Source organism: Acidovorax radicis N35 (assembly GCF_000204195.1).
Taxonomy (GTDB): domain Bacteria; phylum Pseudomonadota; class Gammaproteobacteria; order Burkholderiales; family Burkholderiaceae_C; genus Acidovorax; species Acidovorax radicis.
In genome coordinates, this window is sequence record NZ_AFBG01000020.1 from 604,703 (window position 1) to 618,856 (window position 14,154).

The 14,154-nt window shown below is 64.3% G+C and carries 11 protein-coding genes; 3 read left to right on the forward strand and 8 right to left on the reverse strand.

What is annotated here, in order from left to right; genetic code table 11:
* Positions 1–5 precede the first annotated feature (5 nt).
* The 8 genes from ARADN35_RS27430 to ARADN35_RS0116570 all read right to left on the reverse strand — a co-directional run bounded on the left by ARADN35_RS27430 (position 6) and on the right by ARADN35_RS0116570 (position 10,727).
* Positions 6–419, reverse strand: coding sequence for a sugar 3,4-ketoisomerase (locus ARADN35_RS27430; protein ID WP_010464043.1), 414 nt, complete (start codon positions 417–419; stop codon positions 6–8).
* Complete coding sequence (locus ARADN35_RS0116540) at positions 419–1,255, reverse strand: glycosyltransferase family 2 protein (protein ID WP_181147569.1); 837 nt, start codon at positions 1,253–1,255, stop codon at positions 419–421. The genes ARADN35_RS27430 and ARADN35_RS0116540 overlap by 1 nt, the downstream gene beginning before the upstream one ends.
* 210 nt (positions 1,256–1,465) lie before the next feature.
* On the reverse strand, positions 1,466–3,643 hold the full coding sequence (locus ARADN35_RS0116545; protein WP_010464045.1) for a TonB-dependent siderophore receptor: 2,178 nt from the start codon (positions 3,641–3,643) through the stop codon (positions 1,466–1,468).
* 124 nt (positions 3,644–3,767) lie between these two features.
* On the reverse strand, positions 3,768–5,909 hold the full coding sequence (locus tag ARADN35_RS0116550) for a TonB-dependent siderophore receptor (protein ID WP_010464046.1): 2,142 nt from the start codon (positions 5,907–5,909) through the stop codon (positions 3,768–3,770).
* Between the two features lie 163 nt (positions 5,910–6,072).
* Positions 6,073–6,807, reverse strand: a complete 735-nt coding sequence (locus ARADN35_RS0116555) for a TonB-dependent receptor (RefSeq protein ID WP_010464047.1) — start codon at positions 6,805–6,807, stop codon at positions 6,073–6,075.
* 191 nt (positions 6,808–6,998) lie between these two features.
* Positions 6,999–9,221 (reverse strand): TonB-dependent receptor, encoded by a 2,223-nt coding sequence (locus ARADN35_RS0116560; protein ID WP_010464048.1) that lies wholly within the window; start codon positions 9,219–9,221, stop codon positions 6,999–7,001.
* A 25-nt stretch (positions 9,222–9,246) separates the two neighbouring features.
* On the reverse strand, positions 9,247–9,501 hold the full coding sequence (locus ARADN35_RS0116565) for a hypothetical protein (protein ID WP_010464049.1): 255 nt from the start codon (positions 9,499–9,501) through the stop codon (positions 9,247–9,249).
* Positions 9,498–10,727, reverse strand: coding sequence for a PepSY-associated TM helix domain-containing protein (locus ARADN35_RS0116570; protein WP_010464050.1), 1,230 nt, complete (start codon positions 10,725–10,727; stop codon positions 9,498–9,500). Before ARADN35_RS0116570 ends, ARADN35_RS0116565 begins: the two co-directional genes overlap by 4 nt.
* 635 nt (positions 10,728–11,362) lie before the next feature.
* On the opposite strand from ARADN35_RS0116570, the gene ARADN35_RS0116575 reads away from it, so the two are divergent.
* From ARADN35_RS0116575 to ARADN35_RS26505, 3 genes are all read left to right on the forward strand, one after another.
* Positions 11,363–12,133, forward strand: a complete 771-nt coding sequence (locus ARADN35_RS0116575) for a hypothetical protein (protein ID WP_139019204.1) — start codon at positions 11,363–11,365, stop codon at positions 12,131–12,133.
* An 828-nt stretch (positions 12,134–12,961) separates the two neighbouring features.
* Positions 12,962–13,495 carry a GNAT family N-acetyltransferase gene (locus ARADN35_RS0116585; RefSeq protein ID WP_010464053.1) on the forward strand — a complete coding sequence of 178 codons (534 nt, stop codon included), beginning with the start codon at positions 12,962–12,964 and terminating at the stop codon, positions 13,493–13,495.
* Between the two features lie 66 nt (positions 13,496–13,561).
* Positions 13,562–14,128 (forward strand): GNAT family N-acetyltransferase, encoded by a 567-nt coding sequence (locus tag ARADN35_RS26505; protein ID WP_081474656.1) that lies wholly within the window; start codon positions 13,562–13,564, stop codon positions 14,126–14,128.
* Positions 14,129–14,154: the final 26 nt, after the last annotated feature.

The window sequence follows — 14,154 nt, forward strand, 5'->3', positions numbered from 1 at the left end:
ATGTATTAATTCCAGGTCGAGACATATGATCCGGGATCATAAGGTTCGCTGGCCAATACCAAAAGCGCGGAATTCGAGACCAAATAAGTCTGGCGGCACCACACGCCAGCACCTAACAGGAGGCCTGGTCCCGCCGCCGTCAGCACAGTATCAACTTCTTCGTGCCCCTTTCTTAGCAAGAGGCCGATCTTTCCATGCAAGCAAATGAGCAGTTGTTCCCCGCTGCGGTGGCCATGCTCCCCCCGAATGGACCCGGTTGGGGCGTCTGTCACCGTGAATGCTCGGCGTGGCTTGAAGGGTAGGCTATCAAAATCGAGCGGCAGCAGATTGCCTCGCTCATCAGTGTGGGTGGGGAGATCAATGAAGCGGACTCGCCCTTCAAACCAGGTGGAACAGAGGGGTGAAGCGATGGTGTTCATCACTTTTCCTCTTTTTTCAGATCTGGATTGTTTTGGTAGAGCCATCTCGCCAAAGGGCTGGCGAGCGTCATTTTTTGCTCAGTAGTGAGGTTGGAAATCCAAATTTCGCGCATTATGGCGGCGTAGACTTCATACAGTTGGCGTTTGGAAAATTCCCAGCCGCGGGATAAACTGCCCGGCTTATAATACTTATAACACAGGGTTTGAGGAACGCGTGCGAATTCTCCCAGCAAGCTCATATGGAACAGCCAAGGCCAATCTGCGGAAAACTCTCCTGCGCGATGGGTTTTAAGGCCGTTGATTTGTCGCGCTTGTTTGAGGCGAAATAGCCCTCGATTGGGCACCCACCATTTGTTATTTCCACTCATCATGAGTGCACCCCGTTGGACCGGGTCACGAACACCCTCAAGCTCAGTGAATACCCAGTGCTCTTGAGTTCCGTTGGTATTTGTAAGATGCACGTCCGAATAACTCATGACAACCTCTGGCCGCATGTCCAGCACTTCTGCCAGCAGTCTGATGTATTCGGGTTTTAGGATGTCATCGTGAAACGCAAACAGTACATAATCCGCGTCGGTCTGATCCAACAAAAAGTTGCAGTTGCCCACGTACCCTAGCCGATGCGGTTGCAAGATCACCCTGAAGCGTGAGTCTTTCTGAGCATGCGCCATGCAAATCTCATAAGTTGAATCACTGCATTCATCGACAGAGACGACAACTTCCAGGTGAGGGTAAGTCTGCGCGGAGAGACAGTCGAGGGTTGCTTGGATGAATGCCGCAGATTGCCACGCCGGGACAAGCGCGGCCACTTTCGAGGGCTTTGGACTAGGTTGCATGGGCTTGGTAAAGTGAACTCCAATTCCCAGTGTAGTAGACCTAGATGGGGTCGTTGAGGGGTCGGCAAGCCCACGTCGCGCTGGCCGCTTGCGTGCATGCCACGGCAGAGTCGGGTGGGCAAATTCGGGATGTAGCGCGATATGCCAACAGCCTGAATACCTCCCGGAAACCGCTTGCATCCGCTGCTAGCGGTCTCCCCTTCATGGCCATCAAAACCGGTACGTCGAAGTCAACGTATACGTCCGCGCCTGCCCGTAGAAGCAATCGCCCCGTGCCAGGCACTGGGTGATGTGCACCTTGTCCGCCAGGTTGACTACGTTGAAGGCCACGCGCCAGTCGCCGGCGTCGTACGCCACCATGGCATCGGCTAGCGTGGCGGCCGGGGTGCTGATGGCGCTGGTGCCGCTCCACTGCGAGCCGGTGTAGCGCACGCCGGCGCCCACTGTCCAGCCGCCGCGGCCTTCGCTGGCGAAGCGGTGGCTCAGCCAGGTCGAAGCCGTGTGGCGAGGGGTGCTCGCCACGGGCAGGCCCTGGTCGCCGGTGTTGCTGCGGCTGATCTTGGCATCAGTGAAGGCATAGCCCACGGTCCAGTCCCAGTTGCGGGCGAGGCTGGCGGTCATCTCGGCCTCGAAGCCCTTGACCTTCACTTCGCCGATCTGCAGGCTGTTGAGCGGGTTGGTCGGGTCGGTGGTCTTGCGGTTCTTCTCCCGCAACTGGTAGACGGCGGCAAAGGCGCTGATGCCCTGGCCCGGGGGCTGCCATTTCACGCCGGCCTCCCATTGTTCGCCGCGCTGGGGCTTGAAGGGGACGCCGAAAAGGTTGGCGCCACCCAGGGGCTGGAAGGATTCGGAATAGCCCGCATAGGGTGCCCATCCGCCATCCATCTGGTAGGTCACGCCAGCGCGCTTGGTCCAGGCATTGTCGTCTGCCGCTGCTGCGGGGCGGCCTTCGGTGTCGCTCTTGGCGTTGTCGTGGCGCAGGCCCAGCGTGGCCGTGAAGCGGCCCCACTTGATCTGGTCCTGGGCGTAGAAGCCCAGCTGGCGCTGCTCCACGCTGGGCACGCGTGCCAGGGCCGATGCCGATGGCGCCGTGAAGTTGCCGTAGACGGGGTTGTACACGTCGATGGCGGGCGCCACAGACCTCCAGCTTTGCTGGCCCCAGTGGTTGCGCTGCACGTCCAGGCCGCCCAGCACGGTGTGCTCGGTGTCACCCCAGCGCAGCTTGCCTTCGACCTGGGTATCGACCAGCAGCATGCGTGCGGTGCCCAGTGTCCACGATGCGTCGCGCAGCACGGTGCGGTTGTCCGCGTTGAACACGGGGCGCGCGGGGCGGCCCAGCGCGGCGTTGGCGGCAAAGCTGGTGTACAGCGTGCGGTAGTCCACCTCGCTCACGCTGCGGCGCAGGTTCTGGCGCACGGTCCAGGCGCTGTCGATTTGGTGGCTGAACAGGTAGCCCCAGGAGGTGCTTTCGGAGTTGTAGCGGTCCCAGCCCGGCTCGCTGATGAAGGTGGAGGTGGGGATCTGGCCGTAACGGTTGGGCAACTGCGTGCCCTGCCAGGGGAAGAAGCCGATCAGCGATCCGCTCTTGTCCTTCTGGTGCGTGAACTGTAGCGTGAGCGAGGTGGCGGCGCTGGGCTTCCAGGTCACGGTGGGGGCGATCACCAGGCGGTCATCGCGCACGTGGTCCACCTGTGTGTCGCTGTCGCGGCCCACGGCCACCAGGCGGTAGAGCCACTGGCCGTCTTCGGTGAGTTTGCCAGTCATGTCTGCGGCGATCTGCTTGCGCGCATGGTTGCCCAGCTGCACCTGCACCTCGCGCAGCGGCTCGGCCTGCGGGCGTTTGCTGGTGAGGTTGAGTACGCCACCCACACTGCCCTGGCCGTACAGCACCGACGAGGGGCCGCGCAAGAACTCCACGCGCTCCAGCGTGTATGGATCGGGCCGCGTGTCGTTCCAGTAGCCGATGAAGCGCACCATGCCGTCCAGGTACTGCGTCACGTCGCCGCCGCGCGCCTTGAAGGTGTCCTGGCGGCTGTCGAAGTAGTTGGACACGGCACCTGCCGTGTAAGCCGTCACCTGGCGCAGCGTTTGCACACCCTGGGCCTCCATTTGGTCGCGGGTGATCACGCTGATGGCCTGCGGCGTTTCGATGAGCGGCGTGTCGGTCTTGGTGGCGCTGAGCGCACGTTTTGCCACAAAGCCCGTGACGGGCGCCGTGGGGTTTTTCTGTTCAGTGCCCGCATTGACGGTGACAGGGGCGAGCGCCTTTTCCGCAGTGGGTTCGGTGGTGCCAGGGGCTGTGGCCTGCTGCGCGTGGGCGGCGCCACACAGGGCCAGCAAGGCCGCATGTGCGATGGCGGTGCGGTAGACGGTGATGCCAGGTGTCATGGTGCTGTTTCTCTGATCATTGAAAAAGGGTGTCAGTCCCGAAGGCGCCAGGTCGTGTCATCGCGCACCTCGCTTCGGGCTATCCACTGAAGTGGTCAGGCTGTGGGGTGGAGGCGCTTGGCCCTCAGAACGTGTAGTCCAGCGACACCTGCAAGCTGCGTGGCGTGCCCGGCACGACGGAGCCAAAGCCCGCTGCGGTGGTCGTTCCGTCCAGGTAGTAGCGGCGGTTGCCCGCGTTCTTCAGGTTGGCCTGCAGCCGCACGCCACCCGCAAACTGGTAGCCCACGGCCAGGTCGACCACGGTGTAGCCCGGCAGGCGCCACTTGTTGTCGTTGGCGATGAACTTGTCGCCCTGGTGCACCAGGCCGCCACCCACCCACAGGCCGGGCAGTTGCGGCAGGCGGTACTGCGTCCACAGCGATGCGTTGCGGCGCGTGGCCAGCGCGACGCGGTTGCCCACGTTGGCCCCGGCGGTGGTGTCGGCCAGCACCTTGGGGTTTTGGAAGCTCGCATTGGCCGTCACCGTCCAGCCAGGGGTGATGCGGCCTTGCAGCTCCAGCTCCACGCCCTTGATGCGCTGGCGCGCGGTCAGCACCGAGTAGCCGGGGTGTTGCGGGTCGGTGGCGGGCGCGTTGGTCAGCTCCAGGTCGAAGGCCGACACCGTGGTCATCAGGCGCTTGTCCAGCCATTCCTGCTTCCAGCCCACTTCCAGCTGCTTGCCTTCGGAGGGCGGCGCGGCGCGGTCGCCCCAGATCAGCGTGCCCGAGTTGGCCTGGAACGAGCGTGCGTAGCTGGTGTACACCATGCTGCCCGGGCGCAGTTCCCAGCTCAGGGCGGCGCTGGGCTGGGTCTGGCTCAGGTCGGTGACGGGCGCGGTGTAGGCGTCCTTGAACTTGTCATGGCGCAGGCCCAGCAGCAGGCCGAAGTCGCCCAGCACCATGCGGTCCTGCACGAACACGCCGGTGTTGCGGGCGTCGGAGGAGAGCTTGCCCACCCCGGTGGAGGCCACGGGTGGCACCAGGCCTGCGACGGGGTTGTAGAGATCGATGGCGCCCAGGTTGCCTGTGGTGCGCGCGCCGTAGAAGCCCGCAATGGCGCGCCAGTCCAACCCCGCCAGCATCGTGTGTTTTACCGCGCCGGTTTGCAGCTGCGCGCGCAGTTCGGCCAGCGCGGTGTCCGACGTGTATTTTTGTCCCGGCGCCATCCAGTAGGTGCGTGGCACGCGGCCGTTGGCCGCCGGGCCCATGGGCGACACGATGTTCACGTTGCGAAAGGTCTCGTTGCGCGACAGGTGCACGCGGGCTTCCAGCTGGTCAGTCAAACGGTGCTGCAGCTCGGTGGAGTAAAAGCGCAGATGGCCGTCGGTCTTCAACCAGGGCTCGCCGTAGAACGCGCCCACCGGCAGCACGTCGGCGCTGCGTGGATTCTTGGGGTCTGGCACCGCCAGACCGGAGGTGGAGGTGCCGTCGATGCTTTGGGTCTCCGCCTGCGCGCGCCAGACGGTGTCGGGCGTGACCTGCCACTCCAGGCTGCCTGCAATGCCTTGCTTGCGCGGGGTGTTGCCATCCACAAAACTGCCGCCCCGGCTGGCGCCGCCGTCGAGCCGGTAGCGCAGCGTTCCATCGGCGTTGAGCGGGCCGGTCAGGTCGAACTCGGCGCTGCGCCAGCCGTGGCTGCCGGCGCCGATCTTGATGGTGCGCAGCGGGTCGGCCTGGGGACGCTTGCTCACGTAGTTGACCAGGCCGCCAGGCGCGACCTGGCCGAACTCCAGCGCGGCGGGGCCCTTGATGACTTCGACCCGTTCGATGTTGAACAGCGGTGGGTCCAGCAGGTGGACGAACTTGGCGCCGTCGCGCAGGAAGTTGTAGGTGTTGTTGGCCCACAGCCCGCGGATGGAGAACTGCGAGTACGAGCCGTAGTACTCGCTGCGCGTGGCCACGCCCGAGGCATTGCGCAGCACGTCGCGCTCGGTGGTGGCCATCTGCTGCTCCAGCAGCGCGTTGTCGATCACGCTGACCGAGCGCGGTGTCTCCAGCACCGACAGGCCCAGGCGCGAACTGCTTTGCGCGCGCCGCGCGGGCGTGGCCGCCTCGCCTGCGGTGGAGTCGATGACGTCGACCTGGCGCAGGGAGGGAGCGGCTGTTGGAGCGTCGGCGGGTATGGGGGCCGGTGCGGGTGCTGTGCTGTTCTGCGCGAACGCGGTGCCGCACACAGCCAGCAGCGCGGCGTGCGCTATAGCGGTGCGCAAGAGATTGGGGTGAATCATGGCGCTATCGGATTAGTAGCTGTCAGCGCTTTTACATAAAGCGCTACAGCCCATTTTTAGTGATATGAATGCCAGCCGCCCGAGTGTGCCAAGGCAGTACCACGCGCCGCGAGAGGGCGGTGGTTTGTGCGGCTAGCGAATCGGCGGTGGCGTCAGCCGGGGCTCAGTGGGCCTTGGGCGGCTCGGGCAGGGCGGGCGACGCCATACCATCGGCCAGCACAAAGGTCAGCGTGGTCACGTAGCTGGCTTCGCCGTACTGCCCGCCCTGGGCTTCGCCGGGGGTCTTGTCGCTGTGCTTCACCTCGGCCACGTACTGGCCCTTCCAGGGGGTGACGAAGGTCACGGTGCCGTCTTCACCCGCCTCGGCTTCGCGCGTCCAGCCGGAGGGTGCTGCCAACTGCACCTTGGCCTTGGGCAGCGGCGCACCCTTGTAGACAACCTTCAGCTGACCGGGCTTGCCGGTGGGCACCAGGTCGAGCGGGGCGGTGGGCGCCACGGGCTGTGCCAGGCCGGCCACCCAGCGGGCCGAGGGCTGCCAGAACATCGCGGGCAGGTTGCGCTTGCTGCGGTCGATCAGCGGGTAGGTGGCGGCGGCGAACAGCGTGTCTGGCGTGCCGGTGGTGGTGTAGACAAAAGCGTCCTTGCCCAGCTGGCCTTCCGCGCGCTGGGTCGTGCTACCCGTGCGTTGTTCCAGTGCGGGCACGCCCTTGAACTGGTCCAGCCGGCCGGGCGAGGTCTCGCGCAGGTTCTCGTTGAACTCGCCAAAGTGCAGGCGCGCCTGGCCCCCGGCGTTTTCGAGCCAGACCTGGTGAGCATGGGCGGTGCTCACCGCAGTGAGGGCGGCGCAGGCCAGCAGGGCGGCCAGCAGCGGGGCTTGGAGGCGTTGGTTCGAGGACATGGACGATTTCCTTTCGGTGGTTTCAGTAACAACAAAAACAGCGGAGCGCAGGGCACCACGCCCCTGCGATGCAGGGGTGATAAACACTCATTTTTTGATAGCTGCCTGCGCTTGTTGGATAAGCGCTGGGTGGCTTTTTGACCCTAAATTTGGTCTGAACAGGGCCTGGGCGGCGTGGCGGCGGTGCCGCTTTAGAAGTCCACGCCTACGCTCAGCGACAACGTGCGCGGTGCACCCACCACCAGATAGCCCGAGCCGGGGTAGCCGCCCACCGAGGCCCAGTGGTTGCGGTTGGTCAGGTTGTCGATGCGGGCGCGCAGCGTGACGAGGCGGCCCTGCACTTCGGTGAGGTAGCGGGCACCCACGTCAAGCCGGTTCCAGCCAGGCACGCGCAGGGTGTTCGTGGCGTTGGCATAGCTGGCGCCGGTGTGCACCCAGCGGCCATCCACGGCCAGGCCCGGCACGCCGGGCACGTCCCACTCTGCACCCAGGTTGGCCTGCAGCTTGGGCACACCGATGACGCGCTGGCCGTCGGTGGCGGCAGCGCCGGTGGTCAGCTGCTTGGCGTCCAGCCAAGTCAGCCCGCCCAGCACGCGCAGGCCCTTGGTGGCCTCGCCCTGCAGTGCCAATTCCACGCCCTGGTGGCGGTCTTTGCCGCTGGTGCTGAAGAGGTTGGCCGCGCTCAAAAACGCGCGGGGCTTGGTGGTGGAAAACAGCGCCACGCTGCCGCCCACGCGGCCCGCGTCAAACTTCACGCCCACTTCCTTTTGTTTGGAGACATAGGGCGCCAGCATCTCGCCCCGGTTGGCCGCCGTGCTGGGCGCGGTCTGGCCCTGGCTCAGGCCTTCCACATAGTTGGCATACACCGACAGGCCCTTGTCCACCTTGTAGATGGCCGCGAGCAGCGGGCTGGTGCGGCTCTGGTCATAGCGGTCGGTCTGCACGGCGGTGCCGTAGGCGTAGTTGGCGATTTCGATTTTCTGGTGGCGCAGGCCGGCCGTGAGCAGCAGGCGGCTGTCCAGCAGCTGCACCGTGTCGCCCAGCGCAAAGCTGGTCAGGCGGGTGCTGCCCGTGCGTTGCGGGTGGGCCAGGTCGCCGCCGAAGAGGGTGTCGGCGCTAAAAGCCGGCAGGCCGGTGGCCACGGGGTTGTAGAGGTTGGTCGCCTGGGTGTTGCGCCAGTCCATGGCATAGGCGTTTTTCTTGTCGGCGCTGAAGTGCGACGCCACCGCCACCCATTCGTGGCCCACGCTGCCGGTCTGCAGCTTGCCACGCAGGCCCAGCTCGCCGGTGTTCACGCTGTCCTTGCGGGTGTTGTCAAAGCGGTAGGTGGTGGCGGCGCCGCTGGCGGCGTTGGTCACCGTGAGGTTGGCCAGTGAATTGGCTTCTTCGCCACGGCGCGCGCCCGCCGCGGCCCAGGCCGTGGTGGTGGGCGACAGGTCCCACTCGCCGCGCAGCGTGCCGAAGGTGTCGCGTTCGTTCGAATAGCTCCAGGGCTGAGCAAAGTTGGCCTGGTTGTCGGGGGCACCCGGCACCGCCGTGACCGCAGCACCCAGCGTGACATTGGTGCGGGTGTTCTTGAGCTTGTGGTCTTGCCAGCCTATGTCGCCGGACAGGCGCACGTCGCGGCTGCGCCAGTCCAGGCCCACGGCCAGCAGGCCGAGCTGGACGTCTTCGCCATCGACCGCCGTCCCGCCGTTGCGGGCCGCCGCATTCACGCGGATGCCGGTGTTGCCATCCGGCCCAAAGCGGCGGGCAATGTCGGCCGCGATCTGTGTCTGGCCGCCGCTGGCCACGCCAAAGGTCACGCGGTTCAAGGGCTCGTTGGGCGCCCGCTTGGGCAGCAGGTTGATGCTGCCGCCCAGACCGCCGCCATTGGGGCTGGCGCCGTTCAAAAAGGCCGATGCGCCGCGCAGCACCTCCACGCGCTCGAACAGCTCGGTGGCAATGTATTGGCGCGGCAGCAGGCTGTACAGGCCGTTGTAGGCCGTGTCGTCCGAATCGAGGATGAAGCCCCGGATGAAGAACGCTTCCTGAAAATTGCCAAAGCCGCGTGCCACGCGCACCGTGGGGTCGTTTTGCAGTACATCGCCTACGCTGCGGGCATGGCGGTCCTGGATCAGTTCGTTGGTGTAGCTGGTGATGGAAAACGGCGTGTCCATCGCGTCCTTGGTGCCCAGGATGCCGGCACGCCCACCGCGCGCCACCTGGCCACCGGGGTAGGCGGGCGACAGGCCCTGCGCCGATGCATCGGCGCTGGCGTTGACCGTGACGGTGGACAGGGCCTTGCCCTCTGGCTCGGTGCCACTGGCCGCCGCTTGCGCCCAAGCGGCAGGCGCGGCCAGTGCGAAGAGCAACGCGGCGGCCAGGGCGGCCGGGGTCAGGGCAGGGGGGCGTGGGGAATGGGTGTTGCGCATGGCGTGGTGAAGGTGCTGGCGGTGTTCAGGGTGGCGTGGCTCTGGTGCCCGTTTCGGTTGTTTCGGTGTGGGGTTGGCCGTGGGCTCCCTGGGCGGCGGCCGCAGGCTGTGTGTGGGGCCAGCAGTGCCAGCCCATCACCGCCACCGGAATGCCCAGGCCCACCCACGACCACCAGTCGCCCCAGGTGTCGGACACGAGGGCGGTGATCAGGCCCGTGGTGGTGAGCACGCCCATCACGATGGGCCCGCCCCACAGCGACCAGAACGGGCTCGGCTTCATGCGCGGCCCTCCGTGTGGGGCAGCGGGCTGCCGGTGCGCGCTGCAGCTGTTGTCGGCAGGCTGGTGTGGCCTTGCACGGTGGCGGCCGCGGTGGTGGTGCTGGTAGTGGCGTTGCTGGTGCTGCCCGCCTGCACGCCCTTGCGCAGCCACAGGTACAGCCCGCTGCCCAGCACCACGATGGTGGCAATGTCGAGCAGCGCCCACAGGATCTTCATCGGCATGCCACCGTAGTCGCCAAAGTGCAGCGGCTGCGACACCAGCAGCGCCGTCAGGTACCACGGCAGCTGGGGCGACGCGGTGACCTGCGCTGTGCGCGCATCCATCAGCACGGGCTTGAGCAGGCGGGAGGTGAGCGGCTCGTTGCCGCGCATGAAAAACGTGTTGTGGTGCGGGCTGGAGAACGCCGTGCCCGGGAACGCAATGAACGACAGCTTGGTGCCCGGCGCCTGCGCCTGTGCGGCCTCCAGCGCCTGCTGCAGCGGGCCGCGCTCTGTGGCGGGCACGATGGGCTGGCCTTCATAGGGTTTGAGCAGCACCGAGAGCTGGTCGTACTGCCAGTACTTGATGAGCAGGTCCGCCCACGTGTTGATCATGCCCGTGCCGCCCACCACAAACGCCCACACCAGCGTGACGATGCCCAGCAGGTTGTGCAGGTCCAGCCACTTCACGCGCGTGGATCGGTCACGCCGCACCTCGCCAAACGCGAGCTTGCGCATGAACGGCGCATACAACACCACCCCGGTGACGATGGCCACCAGCAGCAGCAAGCCCATGAAGCCCAGAAACAGCTTGCCCGGCAGGCCCGCGAACAGGTCCACATGCAGCTTGAACATCACGTACATGAAGCCCTCGTCAAAACGCGGCTGCGCCAGCACCTGGGCCGTGCGCGCATCCACCGCCACGGATCGGAAATCATCGGTGGGCGCCGGTGTGGGTGTGAGCGTGACGAACCAGACGTTGTCATCGTCCTCCGCATGCGATGCGAACTGCACCACGCGCTCGGGGTGCAATGCGTGCGCAGTGGCCAGCACCTTGTCGAGGCTGGCGCGCGGTGTGCTGGCGGGCATGGCGGGCGCCTCGACCTCGGTACCCAGCAGGTGGCCTATTTCGTGGTGAAAGATCAGCGGCAGGCCCGTGAGGCACAACAGCAGCATGAAGACGGTGCACACCAGGCTGGACCACTTGTGGGTCCAGCTCCAGCGGCGCAGGGCGGTGGGGCTCAGCATGGTCCGGGGGTGGGGCGGCAGGGGCTGGGCTGGCACACATCCACACGGCCGGCCCACAGCGCGGGGGCAGCGATGACAGCAGCAGGAGGAGTGAAAAGGTGGTTCAAGCCAGACAACCCGAAAACATCGAAGGACGGTGGGTGCTGGCTGCAGCCTTAGAGCAGGTCTAAGGGGGAGGCTGTGGCTTGCGTATACCTAATTTTACATTGCAAATAGGAATTGTTTGTATTCGTAATGGTGGCGGGGCTGGGTGTGTTGGGAAAAAGCCCGATCCCGTGGTGCGGGGAATGGTCTTTTTTGGGGCCGGGCATCGCGCGGAGAACGCGCAGGGTTCAGGGCAGGGGGCTTGTGGAAGAAGCCCTTGGCAGTGGCGGCCGCCGGTATCGTGTGTGCAGATTCGGGCGCTGCATGGGGCCACAGGCGGCGATGGCCATCGCATTCCCAGGCCGTATCGGTTCCATTCGTTCGGCCGGCGGGCAGCCCGCAAGTGGGCCCTCCAGCGCGCAACCTGCGCCCGCTTGCAGGCTATAGTCCCTTGGACCCAGCGTGCCGGTTTTGCAGGATCTTTGTGCCTGGGCATTGAACCAGTGCATTGGCTGCGAAGCCAGGCTGCGAGCCGCTTTCAGGAGAGTTCCGTGTCCACGATATCCCGCGCCGTTGAGCCTGTCGCGCACGCATCTGCGGTATGCATGGGTGCCTTGCGTCAAGCGCTGCACATGGCTGCCTTGCCAGGGCTCGCTGTTCTGGCCATTCTGTGTATGGGCAATGCATATGCCGCAGACGGAAATACATCTGCAGAGCAGAAGGCCAGGCTCGCAATAGTCCCCGAGTTTCGGCATCTCGACTTTGTCTTGGCCGCCGCAGAAGGCGACTTGAACGGCGACGGCGTTCCCGACCGGGCCATGCTGCTGATGGGGCGCAAAGGAGAAGGCCCGAAAGAGGAGCGGCTGTTCGTCCTGACCGGAAGGGCAGATGGCAGCTATCAGGTGCTCTCGATGTCCGGCGAGTTCTGCCACCCCAGCAAGTTCTACAACCTGGACATTAAAAACAACGCGTTGTTCGTTCAGGCGGTCTACTACGCAGACGCCGCCCGGTTCTCGGGCTTCACGCTGCAGTTCCGCTACAACGCCAAGACCAAAGACCTGGAACACATCGGCGAGCAGCAGGACGACGAAGACTACTCCAGCAACTCCTCCTACCGAGTGAGCCTCAACTACCTGACCAACGCCGCCATTCATTCGCGGCGTGTTGGAAAGAAGTACAAGGAGGCGAGAGGCCGGATCACCGATGCTCCGGGCGTGCTGCCTTTGAACGGGTTTGTCTGCGAAGGCTATGGCATGACGAGTTCTTCTGTCTACCTTGATGACAGTTTCAAGGTGCACAAGAAGGGCGGTACGCCGCCATGATGCGAAGCGGGTTTGTCATACGGACCCGCAATGGCGGTCAGCATGATCGCGGCTCTTCAATGACGAGTGCGCTGCCGCAGCCCATTCATGGCCAACGTCAGACACCTACAGTTCCAGCTCCCATGCTTGCCTCCGCTCGCTTCCAGCTCCGCCCCTTCGTTGAATCCGATCTCCCTGCCTTCGTCGAGGCCGTTCTGGAGTCCACCGCCACCGTCGGGAAGTGGATGTCCTGGGCCCATGCCGACTACACAACCGCCGATGCTGCATCCTGGTTTGCGCATTGCAAGGCCGAGCGGGAGACTCACTCAACCAATCCAGTCTGAGCGCATATCAATGTCGAAACCACGCTTACTACTCGTTCTTTGGCTAGGTCTCTCGGTGTGTGCCGGAGTTTTCCTGTGGCTAGGGCATCCCGAGGGTCTACTCCGCTGGCTACTCCTTGCAATGTTTGCTCCACCGGCCTATCTCCTGCTTAGCGCGGCCGGAGAGCTCCTAGGACTTGCCTACTCCCGTTTGCCAGGTATCCGCCATGGGAACGAGTTTGTTGAGCAAAGAACCAGACAGCGTTCGATCTCGGGGCTTCGTGTGTTGTGGTATTCCGTTTCTACGCTTGTTTTCATTGCATTGGTTGCCGCAGTCACATGGGTTGTCCGCGCGCATTCCTAGCCAAAAGTGAATGCCACACAACAATCCATCTGTCGGTAAAGAGCGGCTTTTCCCCTTCAAGGCCAGGGGTCGCCCAGAAGCGCCGCCTCTCCCCTCCTTCAAGCCGAAGCGACTTCGCGGCTTGGCTTAATTGACGCGATAGACACCTACAGCTTCAGCCCTATGCTTGCTTCCGGTCGCTTCCAGCTACGCCCCTTCGTTGAACCCGATCTCCCTACCTTCGTCGAGGCCGTTCTGGAGTCCACCGCCACCGTCGGGAAGTGGATGCCCTGGGCCCATGCCAACTACACAACCGCCGATGCTGCATCCTGGTTTGCGCATTGCGAGGCTGAGCGGGAGAGCGGTTCCAGCTACGAGTTCGGGATTTTCGACGCCGGGTCCAATACCCTTGTGGGTGGCTGTGGCCTCAATCAATTCAACCCGGTCAACGGTTTCTGCAACCTGGGCTACTGGGTCCGCCAGTCCTGGCAGCGCCAAGGCGCAGCGCTCGCCGCCGTTCAGGCACTCAGTCAGTTCGCCTTTGCTGAGCTCAAGCTGGGCCGCGTTGAAATCGTCGTGGCCCAACACAACACACCCAGTCTCGGCGTGGCCGAGCGGTCGGGCGCGGTGCGAGAGTGCCTCGCGCGAAATCGGCTCAAGGTGCATGGCTGCTTTACGGATGCCTATGTCTTTTCCCTCGTCCCTCCAGGCGTCTGACACCGCCGTCAAAGGAAGGTCTTGCGCCAAAGCGCAGGCCACCCTGTCCGTAGAACGCTTTGCCCTATGAGCCAAATTGCACAGCCAGTGGAGGTCCGCCGTCTTGGTGCCGATGACGCTGCGGCGTTTTCGGCTTTGCGACGAGAGGTCACACGAGCAGACCCCGTGCCCATGGGTTTGACGTTCGAGGAAGAACTCACGCGCACGTTGGAAGGCTTTCGAGCGCAGCTCTCTGCACCTCTTCCAAACGCTGTGTTCGGTTGTTTTATTCAGGGTGAGCTTGCCGCGACAGCTGCCGTCAGCCGCACAGGCCAATTTCCGTCCTCGCACCACAAAATGGTGATGTGGGGCGTGTTTACGTCCCCTCGGCACCGTCGCCGGGGACTAAGCCGGCAGGTCGTGGAAACCGCCCTTCAACACGCCTTCGACAACGGTGTGCATCGTGTGAACCTGCAGGTGTACGTGCCCAACGAACCGGCCATCGTGCTTTACAAATCAATGGGCTTTGTAGAGTACGGCGTCGAGTCTGAAGCAGTGTGCCTCGATGGCCAGTATCACAATGGCGTTCACATGACGCTTGTGAAAGACCGGCATGACAAGCCGCTGCATCCGACCGCCTTCGGCGTCAGCTGAGCGGCGGTTTTCTCCTGCAGGACCGT